This window comes from Lonsdalea populi (genome assembly GCF_015999465.1).
Classification (GTDB): Bacteria; Pseudomonadota; Gammaproteobacteria; order Enterobacterales; family Enterobacteriaceae; genus Lonsdalea; species Lonsdalea populi.
In genome coordinates, this window is record NZ_CP065534.1 from 448694 (window position 1) to 464883 (window position 16190).

11 protein-coding genes and 1 pseudogene are annotated in these 16190 nt (G+C 56.7%); 11 read left to right on the top strand and 1 reads right to left on the bottom strand.

What is annotated here, in order from left to right:
- The first annotated feature begins 50 nt into the window (after positions 1–50).
- Positions 51–937: pseudogene (locus tag I6N93_RS02145) on the top strand (glycerophosphodiester phosphodiesterase family protein).
- Between the two features lie 220 nt (positions 938–1157).
- Complete coding sequence (gene nhaA, locus I6N93_RS02150; protein WP_085688844.1) at positions 1158–2333, top strand: Na+/H+ antiporter NhaA; 1176 nt, start codon at positions 1158–1160, stop codon at positions 2331–2333.
- A 204-nt stretch (positions 2334–2537) separates the two neighbouring features.
- Here the strand turns inward: nhaA and rpsT are convergent, their stop codons facing one another.
- On the bottom strand, positions 2538–2801 hold the full coding sequence (rpsT, locus tag I6N93_RS02155) for a 30S ribosomal protein S20 (RefSeq protein WP_026739060.1): 264 nt from the start codon (positions 2799–2801) through the stop codon (positions 2538–2540).
- Between the two features lie 404 nt (positions 2802–3205).
- Here rpsT and ribF point away from each other — a divergent pair, with 404 nt between their 5' ends.
- The 9 genes from ribF (at position 3206) to I6N93_RS02200 (ending at position 16054) form a co-directional block, all read left to right on the top strand.
- Complete coding sequence (gene ribF, locus I6N93_RS02160) at positions 3206–4147, top strand: bifunctional riboflavin kinase/FAD synthetase (RefSeq protein WP_085688846.1); 942 nt, start codon at positions 3206–3208, stop codon at positions 4145–4147.
- Positions 4148–4179: 32 nt separating this feature from the next.
- Entirely contained in the window at positions 4180–6999 is a 2820-nt protein-coding gene (gene ileS, locus I6N93_RS02165; RefSeq protein WP_085688849.1) for an isoleucine--tRNA ligase, read from the top strand.
- Complete coding sequence (gene lspA / locus I6N93_RS02170) at positions 6999–7505, top strand: signal peptidase II (RefSeq protein WP_085688852.1); 507 nt, start codon at positions 6999–7001, stop codon at positions 7503–7505. The genes ileS and lspA overlap by 1 nt, the downstream gene beginning before the upstream one ends.
- A gap of 3 nt (positions 7506–7508) precedes the next feature.
- Positions 7509–7982 (top strand): FKBP-type peptidyl-prolyl cis-trans isomerase, encoded by a 474-nt coding sequence (gene fkpB / locus I6N93_RS02175; RefSeq protein ID WP_085688855.1) that lies wholly within the window; start codon positions 7509–7511, stop codon positions 7980–7982.
- On the top strand, positions 7963–8913 hold the full coding sequence (gene ispH, locus I6N93_RS02180) for a 4-hydroxy-3-methylbut-2-enyl diphosphate reductase (RefSeq protein WP_085688858.1): 951 nt from the start codon (positions 7963–7965) through the stop codon (positions 8911–8913). Before fkpB ends, ispH begins: the two co-directional genes overlap by 20 nt.
- A 283-nt stretch (positions 8914–9196) precedes the next feature.
- Positions 9197–10018, top strand: coding sequence for a 4-hydroxy-tetrahydrodipicolinate reductase (gene dapB, locus I6N93_RS02185; RefSeq protein WP_085688861.1), 822 nt, complete (start codon positions 9197–9199; stop codon positions 10016–10018).
- A gap of 454 nt (positions 10019–10472) precedes the next feature.
- Complete coding sequence (carA, locus tag I6N93_RS02190; protein ID WP_085688864.1) at positions 10473–11618, top strand: glutamine-hydrolyzing carbamoyl-phosphate synthase small subunit; 1146 nt, start codon at positions 10473–10475, stop codon at positions 11616–11618.
- Positions 11619–11696: 78 nt separating this feature from the next.
- Positions 11697–14921 (top strand): carbamoyl-phosphate synthase large subunit, encoded by a 3225-nt coding sequence (gene carB, locus I6N93_RS02195; RefSeq protein WP_085688867.1) that lies wholly within the window; start codon positions 11697–11699, stop codon positions 14919–14921.
- Between the two features lie 209 nt (positions 14922–15130).
- Positions 15131–16054, top strand: a complete 924-nt coding sequence (locus I6N93_RS02200) for an SDR family oxidoreductase (RefSeq protein WP_085688870.1) — start codon at positions 15131–15133, stop codon at positions 16052–16054.
- Positions 16055–16190 lie beyond the last annotated feature (136 nt).

Sequence of the window (16190 nt, forward strand, 5' to 3'; positions counted from 1 at the left end):
CGCGGAGATATGCTTAGGCCTCTCATTGATTGCTCAAACAGGTGCTTTTCATGCAACGATTTCTCCACTGCTTCTGCGTGTTTCTGTGTTTGGCGGCAGCGTCCGGCACGGGGTATTCCGCTAGTGCGCCTCAGGTGATTGCACATCGGGGCGGGACAGGAGACGCGCCGGAAAATACGGTGATAGCGGTTGATGACGCGCTGAGGAACGGCGCGGATGCGGTTTGGGTCACGCTGCAGGAGGCGAAAGATGGTGTGATTGTGTTGTACCGCCCGACGGATCTTAAGGCGCTGACCAATAAACAAGGGCCGATTTCTGCCTATACCAGCGCTGAATTAGCGAATGTGGATTCGACGATGACACGCATCATCCCTACCGCGGGAAGGGCGTCGGCATTCCTCGGCTGGATACGGTCTTGCGGGCTTTTCCACAGGTACCGTTCTATCTGGATATCAAATCGCCCGATGCCGATCCAATCCGTTTTGGTGAGGCGCTGCTGAAAACGCTGCAGGAAACCGGAAGTTTGTCGCGAACGCGCGTTTACTCCACGGATGCGCGCTATCTCGAGGCTTTGCCGCCGCAGATTTCTCGTTTTGAAACCCGTGACCGGACCAGAACCTTGCTGGCGAATGTCTCTATGGCGCATCGATGTGACCCGCTTCCGGCCACGCAGGCACCGCATTGGTACGGGTTGGAACTACGTCGCGAGGTCGAGGTCGTTGAGCATTTCACGTTGGGAGAAGGGCGTTCCAAAACCCTGTTGACCTGGGATAAAGAAGCGATGGACTGCTTTCGGTCTGCCGGAACGGCGCAGGTGATTCTGTTTGGCATCAATACGCCAGCCGACTACCAGCGTGCGCAGGCGCTGGGGGCGGATGGCGTGCTGGTGGACTCTCCACGCAGTGCACGGGCTTTTCGCCAGGGAAAGGCGAAATAGCGATGTGTGCCAGCCATGATAAATGGCAGGTGGTACGGGCGCGACACGCTTTTACAGGCTTAAAGGCGTTCATCATTTTGCTGCGGTTTCTTTTTGCCGAAAGTTATCCGGTTTTTGTTGAATATTGCGGCATTTTCAACGAGTGTATTGGCCGGTGAGCCGACTTCCTGGCGTCATAAGAAGACGGTGTGCTGATTTCGATTTGAGAGAGAATGTCCTGATGATAAGGCTATTGCGCCGGTTCGCCCGGCTGGATGCGGCGGCGGGAATGACGCTGATTGCTGCAACGCTGTTGGCGTTGCTGATGGCGAATATACCGCTGACGGCGAGCGGATACGACAAAGTACTCACGACGCCGTTCGATGTGAAGCTGGGAGAGATGAGCATTCATGCCTCGCTGCTGCATGTGATCAACGATGGCCTGATGACGCTGTTTTTCCTGATAGTAGGGCTTGAGGTTAAACGTGAGCTAATGGTTGGCGCATTGGCCAGCCGTCGTCAGGCGTTGTTACCCATTGCTGCCGCCCTTGGCGGGATGGTGGTCCCTGCGCTGATCTATCTGGCTATCAACGCGGCAGATGCGCATACGCGGGTAGGATGGGCGATCCCGACGGCAACGGACATCGCCTTCGCGGTCGGAGTTTTGGTCCTGCTGGGTAAACGGGTGCCGCCGGGACTGAAAGTTTTCCTGCTGGCGCTGGCGATCATTGACGATCTCGGGGCGATTCTGGTGATCGCGCTGTTTTACACTCAGCAGTTGCATGGGCTGGCGCTGCTGGGGGCGGCGCTGTCGACGCTGGTTTTGGCGTATTTAAATTGGCGGCAGGTCATGAATACGCCCGCCTATTTATTGGTGGGTGCCGTTGTGTGGCTCTGCGTTCTTCTGTCAGGCGTGCATGCCACGCTGGCGGGCGTGGTGGTCGGATTCCTAATCCCGCTGCGCGCGCCGGCTGGGCAACCGTCGCCTGCGAAAGCGCTTGAACACCAATTGAGCGGCTGGGTCGCTTTTCTGATTATCCCGCTGTTTGCCTTCGCCAACGCGGGTATCGCGCTACAGGGCGTAGACGCAGAGCAGATGCTCTCGCCGCTCACGGTGGGCATAGCCGCTGGTCTGCTGATAGGAAAACCGCTGGGTATTATGTTGTTCAGCGGCGTGGTGACCGCGCTGGGGCTGGCGACATTACCGGCAGGCGTGAACTTTCGTCAGCTCAGTGCGGTATCAGTGCTGTGCGGCATTGGCTTTACGATGTCCATTTTCATCACACTCCTGTCTTTTGGCGGTGAGGCGGATGCGGCGACGGTGCTGTATGCGAAACTCGCGATTCTGGTGACCTCGTTGGCGGCTGGCGTGTTGGGTTTTATCGCTTTGCGTATTGCGCTGCCAGCGGTGTCTTAGCACACAACGTCGCCCAGAGAAGAGTGACCTGCTGCAGGTATGGGATGATGTTAGGCCTTGTCGTGATCATCCGTGCTGGCGATCCATTGACGTGATCAAGGCGACTGTCTGTCATCTATGATGAAAGATTGAGATTTGAGGATCTGCAGACATAAAAAAACCGGCCTAGGCCGGTTTTTTCTAGCAATGCCTGCGAAAACGCGATTATTGCAAAGCGTTGATCTGAGCGATCAGGTTTGACTTATGACGTGCAGCCTTGTTCTTGTGAATCAAGCCCTTGCTCGCCTGACGATCCACGATCGGTTGCATTTCATTAAACGCTTTCAGTGCTGCTTCTTTATCGCCAGTGGCGATCGCCGCGTATACTTTCTTGATGAAAGTGCGCATCATGGAGCGACGGCTTGCGTTATGCTTGCGACGCTTTTCAGACTGTACGGCGCGTTTCTTAGCTGATTTGATATTAGCCAAGGTCCAACTCCCAAATATATTCTATCGAGGACAATTCAAAGGCCGAGGAATATGCCCGGTTAGCCTTCTTTTGTCAATGGATTTGTGCAAATAAGCGCCGTTTGTACGTCAGCGCTTGTTACGTTGTGATGGCGCAGGATTTTAACAGCTTCACGCCGGGGAATACAGCCTTTCACGCCATAAATCGGTATTAAAACGCGCAACGCGTGTTAACCGACCGATCTTGACAACCACATGCCTTGCCGGACGTGAGATACCGTCATCCCTAGAGGCGTTTCTGTTTGTTTTCAACCCTCCGTCAGCGCTGAAATCGGAAGGGCTGGTGACAAAAGGCGCGCATCCCGGGTTAACCTTGCTCACTGTACAAGGTATAATCCGCCGATTTCCACTGTTCTGAGCCAGCTATGCAGCTAATACGCGGTATACACAATCTTCAAGCGCGCCATCATGGCTGTGTGCTTACTATTGGTAATTTCGACGGTGTCCACCGCGGGCATCAGGCGCTGCTCGAACGCCTGAAACAGGAAGGGCAGAAGCGCGGACTGCCGGTCATGGTCATGATTTTCGAACCCCAACCGCAGGAGCTGTTCGGCGGCGAAAACGCCCCGGCGCGGCTGACGCGGCTGCGGGACAAGGTCAAATACCTGTCGCAGGCCGGGGTGGATTACCTTCTGTGCGTGAAGTTCGACGCCGCCTTCGCCGCCCATTACGCCCATACCTTTATTTCTGATCTGCTGGTGGACAAGCTGGGCGTGAAATTCCTGGTGGTGGGGGATGACTTCCGCTTTGGCGCTGGTCGCAAAGGGGATTTCCTGTTATTACAGAAAGCGGGCGTCGAGCTGGGCTTTGAGGTCATCAGCACGGAATCGTTCTGCAATGGTGGAAAACGCGTGAGCAGCACAGCGGTGCGGGAAGCGCTCAGGCAGGACGATCTGGCGCTGGCCGAAGCCCTATTGGGTCATCCGTTCAGCATCTCCGGACGGGTGGTGCATGGCAATGCGCTCGGCCGCACGATAGGTTTTCCCACGGCGAATGTACCGTTGAAACGCAAGGTATCGCCGGTCAGCGGCGTGTACGCCGTGAGCGTCTATGGGCTGGGCGATGAGCCCATTCCCGGCGTGGCTAACATCGGAACGCGCCCGACAATCACCGGCGATAAGTTCCAGCAGTTGGAAGTACACCTGCTGGACGTCACGTTGGATCTGTATGGCCGTCATATAGATGTGGTCATGCGCAAAAAACTACGTAATGAACAGCGATTTGCTTCGCTTGATGCGCTGAAGCAGCAGATTGCTAATGATGAGGTGGCGGCCCGTGAGTTCTTTGGGCTAAAGGCACCGGTTTAATTTTTCTAGCCGAAAACGAAATCGAGAATCTAATGAGTGACTATAAAACTACCCTGAATTTGCCGGAAACAGGGTTCCCGATGCGTGGCGATCTCGCCAAGCGCGAGCCAGGTATGCTGAAACGGTGGTACGATCAGGATCTGTACGGGATTATTCGCAGCGCCAAGCAAGGTAAGAAACCTTTTATCCTGCACGATGGCCCCCCTTACGCCAACGGCAATATTCACATTGGTCACTCGGTTAACAAGATTCTTAAAGACATTATTATCAAGTCCAAAGGGCTTTCCGGCTATGACTCGCCCTATATTCCAGGCTGGGATTGCCATGGTTTGCCTATCGAGCTGAAAGTTGAACAGCTGGTCGGTAAGCCGGGCGAAAAGGTCAGCGCAGCAGAGTTCCGTCAGGAGTGCCGTAAGTACGCGGCAGAACAGGTCGCCGGGCAGAAAAAAGACTTCATTCGTCTGGGCGTGCTGGGAGAGTGGGATCATCCTTATTTGACGATGGACTTCGACACCGAAGCCAACATTATCCGCGCGCTGGGCAAAATCATCGCTAACGGTCACCTGCACAAAGGCGCGAAGCCAGTGCACTGGTGCGCCGATTGCGGTTCCGCTCTGGCGGAAGCGGAAGTGGAATACTACGACAAAACCTCTCCTTCTATTGATGTCGCTTTCAGCGCGGTCGACCGTTCCGCCGTGGCGGCGAAGTTCGGCGTCTCTGCCGATGCGGTAGACGGCACTATCTCTCTGGTGATTTGGACCACCACCCCGTGGACCCTACCGGCTAACCGTGCTATTTCCTTGAATGCGGAATTCATTTACCAGTTGGTGCAGGTCGACGGGCAGGCGCTGATTCTGGCGGCGGATCTGGTCGAAAGCATCGTGCGGCGTCTGGGCGTTTCCGAATGGAAGGTGCTGGGCGAATGCCAGGGCGATGCGCTGGAGCTGATGCGCTTCAATCACCCGTTCATGGGCTTCGATGTTCCGGCTATTCTGGGCGATCACGTCACGCTGGACGCGGGTACGGGCGCGGTCCACACCGCGGGCGGCCACGGTCCGGACGACTACGTCATCAGCCAGAAGTACCAGTTGGAAATCGCCAACCCGGTAGGGCCAGACGGCTGCTATCTCCCGGGCACCTTCCCGAGTCTGGACGGCCTGTTCGTCTTCAAGGCCAACGACACAGTCATTGAGATGCTGCGCGAACGCGACGTGCTGCTGCACGTTGAAAAACTGCTGCACAGCTATCCTTGCTGCTGGCGTCACAAAACGCCGATTATCTTCCGTGCGACGCCGCAGTGGTTCATCAGCATGGATCAGAAAGGGCTGCGTCGGCAGTCGCTGTCCGAAATCAAAAGCGTGCAGTGGATCCCGGACTGGGGACAGGCGCGGATCGAAACGATGGTCGCCAACCGCCCAGACTGGTGTATTTCCCGTCAGCGTACCTGGGGCGTGCCGATGTCGCTGTTCGTGCACAAAGACACCGAAGAGCTGCATCCGCGTAGCGTGGAACTGATGGAAGCCGTTGCGAAATGCGTTGAGCAGGATGGCATTCAGGCATGGTGGGATCTGGACCCGGCGGAGCTGCTGGGCGAAGACGCCGCCAACTACGTCAAAGTGACTGATACGCTGGACGTTTGGTTTGATTCCGGTTCTACCCACGCGTCAGTTGTCGACGTGCGCCCCGAATTCGGCGGTCACGCGGCCGACATGTATCTGGAAGGTTCCGACCAGCATCGCGGCTGGTTCATGTCTTCTCTGATGATCTCTACCGCCATCAAAGGTAAAGCGCCGTATCGCCAGGTGCTGACCCACGGCTTCACCGTCGATGGACAGGGGCGCAAAATGTCCAAGTCCATCGGCAACACGGTCAGCCCGCAGGACGTGATGGATAAACTGGGTGCCGACATTCTGCGCCTATGGATCGGTTCCACCGACTACTCCGGCGAGATCGCGGTGTCCGATGAAATCCTGAAACGTTCCGCCGACGCCTATCGCCGTATTCGTAACACTGCCCGCTTCCTGCTGGCGAACCTGAACGGTTTCGATCCGGCGCTGCACAGCGTGGCGCCTCGGGATATGGTCGTGCTGGATCGCTGGGCGGTCGGTTGCGCGAAAGCGGCGCAGGAAGAGATTCTGGATGCGTATGAAAACTACGACTTCCACCGCGTCGTGCAGCGCCTAATGCAGTTCTGCTCGATCGAAATGGGATCGTTCTACCTCGATATCATCAAAGATCGCCAGTACACCGCCAAGAGCGACAGCGTCGCGCGCCGTAGCTGCCAGACGGCGCTGTTCCACATTGCTGAAGCGCTGGTGCGCTGGATGGCGCCGATCCTCTCCTTTACTGCGGATGAGATCTGGGCTTACCTGCCGGGCGAACGCGCGCAATACGTCTTTACCGAAGAGTGGTATGACGGCCTGTTCGGACTTGACGGTCATGAAAGCATGAATGAGACTTTCTGGGCTGAAATGCTGCAAATCCGCAGTGAAGTGAACAAGGTCATCGAACAGGCGCGTAACGACAAGCACATCCGTGGTTCTCTGGAAGCGGCTGTCACGCTGTATGCGGATAGCGCACTGACTGAGAAGCTGAATCAGTTGCAGCCTGAGCTGCATTTCGCACTGTTGACCTCGAAAGCGACCATCGTGTCTTACGACGATGCGCCTGCGGATGCTCAGCCGACGGAATTATCAGGGCTGAAAATTGTCCTTGATAAGGCTGACGGCGAGAAATGTCCGCGCTGCTGGCATTTTGAAACGGATATCGGGACTGACTCCGAGCATCCTGAAGTGTGCGGTCGCTGTGCTACCAATGTCGGTGGCGCGGGCGAAGTGCGTAAATTCGTCTAATGAGACATGTTATGAAATCAACGGGATTGCGCTGGCTTTGGCTGGCGCTGGTAGTGCTGGTAGTCGATCTGGGCAGCAAGCAATGGGTCATGACCCACTTTCAGTTGGGTGAGTCGCTGCCGCTGATCCCCTTCTTTAATCTAACCTATGCCCATAATCCGGGCGCGGCGTTCAGTTTTCTGGCCGACAAAGACGGCTGGCAGCGTTGGTTCTTTGCGGTGATTGCGCTGGCGATTACCGCCGCTCTGCTGGTACTGATGTACCGCTCCAGCGCTAGTCAGAAGTTGAATAACATTGCTTACGCCATGATTATCGGCGGCGCGGTAGGTAACCTGACCGATCGCTTGGTTCATGGGTATGTGATTGACTTTCTTGATTTTTATATCAATGACTGGCATTACCCCACCTTCAATATCGCCGATGTAGGCATTTGTATCGGAGCATTGCTGATTGTGCTTGAAGGCTTTTTCGTGTCCCCTGAGAAGAAAAAAGCCGAAGGTAAATAGCGCATGTCCGACCGTGTTCAGAACCACAGTGCCGTACTGGTGCATTTCACGTTGACGCTGGAGGACGGGTCTGTGGCGGAAAGCACTCAGCGCAGCGGCAAGCCGGCGCTGTTCCGGCTGGGGGATGGCAGTTTGTCCCCCGAGCTGGAGCAGCAGCTGTTGGGGCTTCAGGTAGGCGATAAACGTCGCTTTAGCCTGCCGCCCGAGTCTGCTTTCGGCGACGCCAATCCCGATTTGATCCAGTTCTTCCTGCGACGCGACTTCGCCGAAATCGGCGTGCCCGATGTCGGGACGATCATGCTGTTCAGCGGCGTCGGCGGTCAGGATATGCCGGGTATTATTCAGAAAGTGGCGGAAGAGTCCGTCACCGTCGATTTCAACCATCCGTTGGCTGGACATACCATCACGTTAGACATCGACGTGCAGGCTATCGATCCCCCGTCACAGGAAGAGAAGCATGAAAATCTTGCTGGCTAACCCCCGCGGGTTCTGCGCGGGCGTGGACCGCGCCATCAGCATCGTGGAACGCGCGCTGGAGATTTACGGCGCGCCGATTTACGTGCGTCATGAAGTGGTGCATAACCGCTTTGTCGTTAACGGCCTGCGGGAGCGCGGCGCGATTTTTATCGAGCAAATTGATGAAGTGCCGGACGGCGCTATCCTGATTTTCTCGGCGCACGGCGTCTCACAGGCGGTGCGGGCAGAGGCCAAAAGCCGCGATTTGAGCGTGTTCGACGCGACCTGCCCGCTGGTTACCAAGGTGCATATGGAAGTCGCACGCGCCAGCCGGAAAGGGATGGAAGCGATTCTGATCGGCCACGCGGGTCATCCCGAAGTGGAAGGCACCATGGGGCAGTACAGCAACCCAGCGGGCGGAATGTATCTGGTCGAAAGCCCGGAAGACGTGTTTGCACTGCAGGTTAAGCATGAAGACCATCTGTGCTTCATGACGCAAACCACCTTGTCCGTCGACGACACCTATGCGGTGATTGATGCCCTGAGGGCGCGTTTTCCCAAGATCGTCGGGCCGCGTAAGGACGACATCTGCTATGCGACGACCAACCGGCAGGAGGCCGTGCGTCATTTGTCCAGCGAAGCGGACGTTGTACTGGTGGTCGGATCGAAAAACTCTTCCAACTCGAACCGCCTGGCGGAGCTGGCTCAGCGCGTCGGAAAACGCTCTTATCTTATTGATTCGGCAGACGATATTCAGGAATCCTGGTTTAAAAATGCGGCCTGTGTAGGCGTCACGGCCGGTGCATCGGCCCCTGATGTTCTGGTGCAGGAGGTAGTACAGCGTCTCCGGTCGCTGGGCGGCGAAGTCGCGCACGAGATGGTGGGTCGCGAGGAAAATATCGTGTTTGAGGTGCCGAAAGAGTTGCGCGTTGAAGTTAAACAGGTCGACTAACGATCTACGGAACGCTAGCCCGTCCGGTGCTGTCGTTTTCTCCTTCCCAAAAATTTTCCCTGCGTTGAAACTGCATGTTTATGCGTTATAGTGATGAACCTGCATGGTGTCTTTATCACCGCAAAATTTGGTGTCTTAATACCCTCAGCGGGCGGTGGAACGGGTTACAGAGGCGGAATACGTGCTCATTTTCACCGGTCGGCAGATCGCTACACTTTCCGCCGCTCGGTTTGGTTACCCTGAATGCAGTTTTTATGCATGACATGAACAAGAGAGAGAAGACATGAAGGATTCATCAATCCGTATTGCGATTGCCGGTGCTGGCGGACGCATGGGGCGTCAACTGATACAGGCGGTTGACCACGTCGACGGCGCCGTGATGGGCGCGGCCTTGGAGCGAGAGGGCTCTACGCTGGTCGGCAGCGACGCCGGCGAACTGGCCGGACTGGGAAAACAGAATGTGGTCGTTTCTGCCTCCCTCGATGCCGTAAAGGACGACTTCGACGTTTTAATCGATTTTACCCGTCCTGAAGGCACATTGGCGCATCTGGCGTTTTGTCGTCAGCACGCTAAATCCATGATTATAGGCACGACGGGCTTTGATGATGCGGGCAAAGCCGCGATTTCGCAGGCGGCCGCCGACATCGGCATCGTCTTCGCGGCCAACTTCAGCGTAGGCGTGAACGTGATGCTGAAGCTGCTGGAGAAGGCAGCGAAGGTCATGGGTGACTACACGGACATTGAAATTATTGAAGCGCATCACCGCCATAAAGTGGACGCACCGTCTGGAACGGCGCTGGCCATGGGCGAGTCTATCGCCGGCGCGCTGGGGCGCGATCTCAAAAGCTGTGCGGTCTATGCGCGTGAAGGCTACGCCGGCGAGCGAGACCCGAAAAGCATCGGTTTCGCGACCGTTCGCGCAGGCGATATCGTCGGCGAGCACACGGCGATGTTTGCAGATATCGGCGAGCGTGTAGAGATAACCCACAAGGCTTCAAGCCGAATGACCTTTGCTAATGGCGCAGTGAGAGCCGCAGTTTGGTTAAATGCGCATAAAGCAGGTCTTTATGATATGAAAGATGTGCTTGGTCTCAATGATTTATAACTCATTTGTTTTTTATTGAATCGTAACTATATGATTTAAATGACACCTTTGGGTGTCATTTTATTTTTTTTTAAAAAAATGAATTACGATCATATTTTTGTCTTTGATCGATTTATTTATTATTTTCTATCCCTATTCTGGCGCGTTTTTCACCTCGTTTCTCCCTGTGTTCCGTGATTGACGCTATCTCGAGCATGTTTATTATCATGTTGGTGAGCAACCGTTTTCTTACGCTGTTTTATGTGTGTTTTTATGGCTGTCGGCTGGATTTATTGACTGAATAGGTATAAATACAAGAAAAAATCTGGTTTTGGATGGACAATTGACCGGGCCATCATTAAAATGCGCCCAATTTGCCGAAAATTTACCTTACAGGTGGTTTTTGCATTGATTTAGATCGGCGAATCTGAATTAATATGCAAATAACGTGATTGTTTATTCCTTGGAGGGTGTTTTGATCAAGTCAGCGCTATTGGTTCTGGAAGACGGAACCCAATTCCACGGTCGGGCCATTGGGGCAGAGGGATCGGCCGTGGGGGAAGTGGTCTTCAATACGTCGATGACCGGTTATCAAGAAATCCTCACTGATCCTTCCTATTCCCGCCAGATTGTTACTCTTACGTATCCTCACATTGGTAATGTCGGCGTCAACGCCAGCGACGAAGAATCTTCATCCATTCAGGCGCAAGGCCTGATTATTCGCGACCTCCCTCTCATCGCCAGCAACTACCGCAGCCAGGAAAGCCTCTCCCACTACCTTCAGCGCAATAACATTGTGGCGATTGCGGATATCGATACCCGCAAGCTGACGCGTCTGCTGAGGGAGAAAGGCGCGCAAAACGGCTGCATTATTGTAGGCGACACGCCGGATGCCGCGCTGGCGCTGAAAAAAGCGCAGTCATTCCCGGGCCTGAAAGGCATGGATCTGGCGAAAGAGGTGACGACCACCGCCAGCTACGAATGGCGTCAAGGGAGCTGGACGTTGCAGGGCGATCTGCCGACGGCCAAAGACGAAAGCGAGCTGCCTTACCATGTGGTGGCCTACGACTACGGCACCAAGCGCAACATCCTGCGCATGCTGGTGGATCGCGGCTGCCGTCTGACGGTCGTTCCGGCCCAGACGCCGGCCGAAGAGGTGCTGAAACTTAATCCAGACGGCGTGTTCTTGTCCAATGGTCCCGGCGACCCGGCACCCTGCGACTATGCCATCGACGCCATCAAAACGCTGCTGGATACCGATATCCCGATCTTCGGCATTTGCCTGGGCCACCAACTGCTGGCGCTGGCCAGCGGCGCCGACACCATCAAAATGAAATTTGGCCACCACGGCGGCAACCACCCGGTAAAAGATCTGGATGCGGACCGCGTGATGATCACCGCTCAGAACCACGGCTTTGCGGTAGACGAAGCCTCACTACCCGCGAATTTGCGCGTCACTCACAAATCGCTGTTCGACGGCTCGTTGCAGGGCATTCACCGAACCGATAAACCGGCTTTCAGCTTCCAGGGACACCCGGAAGCCAGTCCCGGTCCGCACGACGCCGCGCCGCTGTTCGACCACTTTATCGAGCTGATTGAGTCTTACCGTAATACCCAATAACCAGAAGACGCTGAGTCGCGCCGCGCCGGGGAATCACCCTCGGACGGCGTCGAATAAGCGGGTTCTCAGGAGCGAGAAATGCCAAAACGTACCGACATAAAAAGTATCCTCATTCTGGGCGCCGGCCCGATCGTCATCGGTCAGGCGTGCGAGTTCGACTACTCTGGGGCGCAGGCATGCAAGGCGCTGCGCGAAGAGGGTTACCGCGTCATTCTGGTGAACTCCAACCCGGCGACGATCATGACCGACCCGGAAATGGCCGATGCCACCTACATTGAGCCGATTCACTGGGAAGTGGTGCGCAAAATCATCGATAAAGAGCGGCCGGATGCGGTGCTGCCGACGATGGGCGGCCAGACGGCGTTGAACTGCGCGCTGGAGCTGGAGCGTCGTGGCGTACTGAAAGAGTTCGGCGTCACGATGATCGGCGCGACCGCCGATGCCATCGACAAAGCGGAAGACCGCCGTCGTTTCGATATTGCGATGAAGAAAATTGGGCTGGAGACCGCCCGCTCCGGTATTGCGCACTCGATGGAAGAAGCGCTGGCCGTGGCGGCTGACGTGGGTTTCCCGTGCATTATCCGTCCGTCCTTTACGATGGGCGGCACCGGCGGCGGCATCGCCTATAACCGCGAAGAGTTCGAAGAGATCTGTACCCGCGGTCTGGATCTTTCTCCGACCAATGAGCTGCTGATTGATGAGTCGCTGATTGGCTGGAAAGAGTACGAGATGGAAGTGGTGCGGGACAAAAACGATAACTGCATCATCGTCTGCTCTATCGAAAACTTCGACGCGATGGGGATCCACACCGGCGATTCGATCACTGTGGCTCCGGCACAAACGCTGACGGACAAGGAATACCAGAACATGCGTAACGCCTCGATGGCGGTACTGCGTGAAATCGGCGTTGAAACCGGCGGCTCCAACGTGCAGTTCTCGGTTAACCCGAAAAATGGCCGTCTCATCGTCATTGAGATGAACCCACGCGTCTCCCGTTCATCGGCGCTGGCCTCCAAAGCCACCGGCTTCCCGATTGCGAAGATCGCCGCGAAGCTGGCGGTGGGCTACACGCTGGACGAACTGATGAACGATATCACCGGCGGACGCACGCCCGCATCCTTCGAACCGTCTATCGATTACGTCGTCACCAAAATCCCGCGCTTCAACTTCGAAAAATTCGCAGGCTCCAACGACCGGCTGACGACGCAGATGAAGTCGGTGGGTGAAGTGATGGCGATCGGCCGCACGCAGCAGGAGTCGCTGCAGAAAGCGTTGCGCGGACTGGAAGTGGGCGCGACCGGGTTTGATCCGAAAGTGAATCTGGCCGATCCGGAGGCGCTGACCACCATTCGCCGTGAGCTGAAAGACGCGGGCGGCGATCGCATCTGGTATCTGGCCGATGCGTTCCGTGCCGGAATGTCGGTAGACGGCGTTTTCAACCTGACCAATATCGACCGCTGGTTCCTGGTGCAGATTGAAGAACTGGTGCGTCTGGAAGAGCAGGTGGCGCAAGAAGGGGCCAACAGCCTGACGCCGGAGTTCCTGCGGATGCTGAAGCGTAAAGGGTTTGCCGATGCGCGTCTGGCGACGTTGGCGGGCGTATCGGAAGGGGAAATCCGTAAGCTGCGCGACAAGTACAACCTGCACCCGGTCTACAAACGCGTGGATACCTGCGCCGCCGAGTTCTCGACCGATACGGCTTACCTGTACTCCACTTATGAAGACGAGTGCGAAGCCAACCCGAATTCCGACCGCGATAAAATCATGGTGCTGGGCGGCGGGCCGAACCGTATCGGTCAGGGTATCGAGTTCGACTACTGCTGCGTACATGCCTCGCTGGCGCTGCGGGAAGACGGCTATGAAACCATCATGGTCAACTGCAACCCGGAAACCGTCTCTACGGACTACGACACCTCCGATCGCCTCTACTTCGAGCCGGTCACACTGGAAGACGTACTGGAAATCGTCCGTATCGAAAAACCGAAGGGCGTGATCGTCCAGTACGGCGGCCAGACGCCGCTGAAACTGGCGCGTGAGCTGGAAGCGGCCGGCGTACCGGTGATCGGCACCAGCCCGGACGCCATCGACCGCGCGGAAGACCGCGAACGTTTCCAGCAGGCGGTCGAACGTCTGGGCTTGAAACAGCCGGCGAACGCCACGGTCGTCGCCATCGAACAGGCGGTGGAAAAAGCCGCGGGCCTCGGCTATCCGCTGGTGGTGCGTCCTTCTTATGTTCTGGGCGGTCGTGCGATGGAAATCGTCTACGACGAAACGGACCTGCGCCGTTACTTTCAGACGGCAGTGAGCGTCTCCAACGATGCGCCGGTGCTGCTGGACCGCTTCCTGGACGACTCGGTGGAAGTGGACGTGGACGCCATCTGCGACGGCCAACAGGTGCTGATCGGCGGCGTCATGGAACACATCGAACAGGCTGGGGTTCACTCAGGTGACTCCGCATGCTCGCTGCCGGCGTACACCCTGAGCAAAGAGATTCAGGATGTAATGCGCCAGCAGGTGGAAAAATTGGCGTTCGAACTGGCGGTGCGCGGGCTGATGAACGTGCAGTTCGCGGTGAAGAACAACGAAGTGTATCTGATTGAGGTGAACCCGCGCGCGGCGCGTACCGTGCCGTTCGTCTCCAAGGCGACCGGCGTGCCGCTGGCGAAAGTGGCGGCGCGCGTGATGGCGGGCAAAACGCTGGCCGAGCAGGGCGTCACCCAAGAAGTGATCCCGCCTTATTACTCGGTGAAAGAAGTGGTGTTGCCATTCAATAAATTCCCGGGCGTCGACCCTATTCTGGGGCCGGAAATGCGTTCGACCGGTGAAGTCATGGGGGTGGGCCGCACGTTTGCAGAGGCCTTCGCCAAAGCGATGCTGGGCAGCAGCTCCGCCATGAAGAAAAGCGGCCGTGCGCTGCTGTCGGTACGCGAAGGCGACAAAGGCCGCGTCGTGGACCTGGCGGCCAAGCTGCTGAAGCATGGATTTGAACTGGACGCGACGCACGGCACCGCGGTAGTGCTGGGCGAGGCGGGCATCAATCCGCGTCTGGTCAATAAGGTACATGAAGGGCGTCCGCACATTCAGGATCGCATCAAGAACGGCGAGTACGCTTACATCGTGAATACCACGGCCGGTCGTCAGGCGATTGAGGACTCCAAGCTGATCCGCCGCAGCGCCCTGCAATACAAGGTGCACTACGACACCACCATGAACGGCGGATTCGCCACGGCGATGTCGCTGAACGCCGATCCGACCGAGCAGGTGATCTCCGTACAGGAAATGCACGCTAAAATCAGCGGATAACCTGCTTTTTCAAGGCGCGACGGGCCGGTCAGTTATGCTGATCGGCCCGTATTTTTTGCGCTTTTATTTGTAGTTGAATGTAAATTGGCAGCACAAAAGGCCGGTTTCTCTGAATGAAACGTGTTTAGCGTCTACCTTTAAAGGGTGACTAAAAAGTGCTCGAATGAGCATTTTTCATCCGTTTTAACATCCTTTATCAGGAGATAACTATGGCTTCATATGAGAAAGAAGGTCAGTCTTCCCGTCCCGCACTCACCGGCAAGAACCCGGTCGATGCCTACCCCAAGCCCCCGTTTCCCAGCCAGCCGCAAACGCCGCCGGGGTTAGCGAGTAAAATGCAGCCGCTGGCGGATCACGGCGAGAAGAGTTACCGCGGCTCGGGCCGGCTGACAGGGCGAAAAGCACTGGTGACCGGCGGAGACTCCGGTATTGGCCGCGCGGTGGCGATCGCCTATGCGCGTGAAGGGGCGGATGTCGCCATCAACTATCTGCCGGAAGAAGAGTCCGACGCCAAAGAAGTCATCGCCCTGATCCGCGAAGAAGGCCGCACGGCCGTGGCGATCCCCGGCGATATCCGCGATGAGGCGTTCTGCCGCAGGCTGGTGGACGAGGCGGTGCATAAGCTGGGCGGGCTGGACATTCTGGTTAATAACGCAGGACGCCAGCAGTATGTGGAGTCTATTGCGCAGCTGACGACCGAAGCGTTCGACGCCACGTTCAAAACCAATGTCTACGCGCCGTTCTGGATCAGCAAAGCTGCGTTGCAGCATATGAAACCCGGCTCGGCGATTATCAATACGACCTCGGTACAGGCCTTCAACCCCAGCGCGATCCTGTTGGATTATGCGCAGACCAAGGCTTGCAACGTGGCGTTCACCAAGGCGCTGGCGAAACAGATCACCGGCAAAGGGATCCGTGTCAACGCGGTCGCGCCAGGACCCTACTGGACGGCGCTGCAGTCGAGCGGCGGTCAGCCGATGGAGATGGTGCAGCAGTTTGCCGCCAGTTCGCCGATGGGGCGTCCAGGGCAGCCGGTGGAAATTGCGCCGCTGTACGTGACGCTGGCTTCGGCGGAAGCCAGTTACGCTTCCGGTCAGGTGTGGTGCGCGGACGGCGGCACCGGCATATTGTAGTCATCATCCTGTCTCAGGGCGTGGAGCGGCGATGTGCCGTTCCACGCTTTCACCCTCACGACACCACCGCCATGTTGTCTCGCCGGTTTTTACCTGTCTGCTTTATTCTTCCTCCATTTCATCTCCCTGATTAGCT

What these genes read in the sequence shown, in the direction of transcription:
- nhaA (WP_085688844.1), top strand. Translation starts at nt 1,158, where the DNA reads ATGATAAGGCTATTGCGCCGGTTCGCCCGGCTGGATGCGGCGGCGGGA.
- ribF (WP_085688846.1), top strand. Translation starts at nt 3,206, where the DNA reads ATGCAGCTAATACGCGGTATACACAATCTTCAAGCGCGCCATCATGGC.
- ileS (WP_085688849.1), top strand. Translation starts at nt 4,180, where the DNA reads ATGAGTGACTATAAAACTACCCTGAATTTGCCGGAAACAGGGTTCCCG.
- lspA (WP_085688852.1), top strand. Translation starts at nt 6,999, where the DNA reads ATGAGACATGTTATGAAATCAACGGGATTGCGCTGGCTTTGGCTGGCG.
- fkpB (WP_085688855.1), top strand. Translation starts at nt 7,509, where the DNA reads ATGTCCGACCGTGTTCAGAACCACAGTGCCGTACTGGTGCATTTCACG.
- ispH (WP_085688858.1), top strand. Translation starts at nt 7,963, where the DNA reads ATGAAAATCTTGCTGGCTAACCCCCGCGGGTTCTGCGCGGGCGTGGAC.
- dapB (WP_085688861.1), top strand. Translation starts at nt 9,197, where the DNA reads ATGAAGGATTCATCAATCCGTATTGCGATTGCCGGTGCTGGCGGACGC.
- carB (WP_085688867.1), top strand. Translation starts at nt 11,697, where the DNA reads ATGCCAAAACGTACCGACATAAAAAGTATCCTCATTCTGGGCGCCGGC.
- I6N93_RS02200 (WP_085688870.1), top strand. Translation starts at nt 15,131, where the DNA reads ATGGCTTCATATGAGAAAGAAGGTCAGTCTTCCCGTCCCGCACTCACC.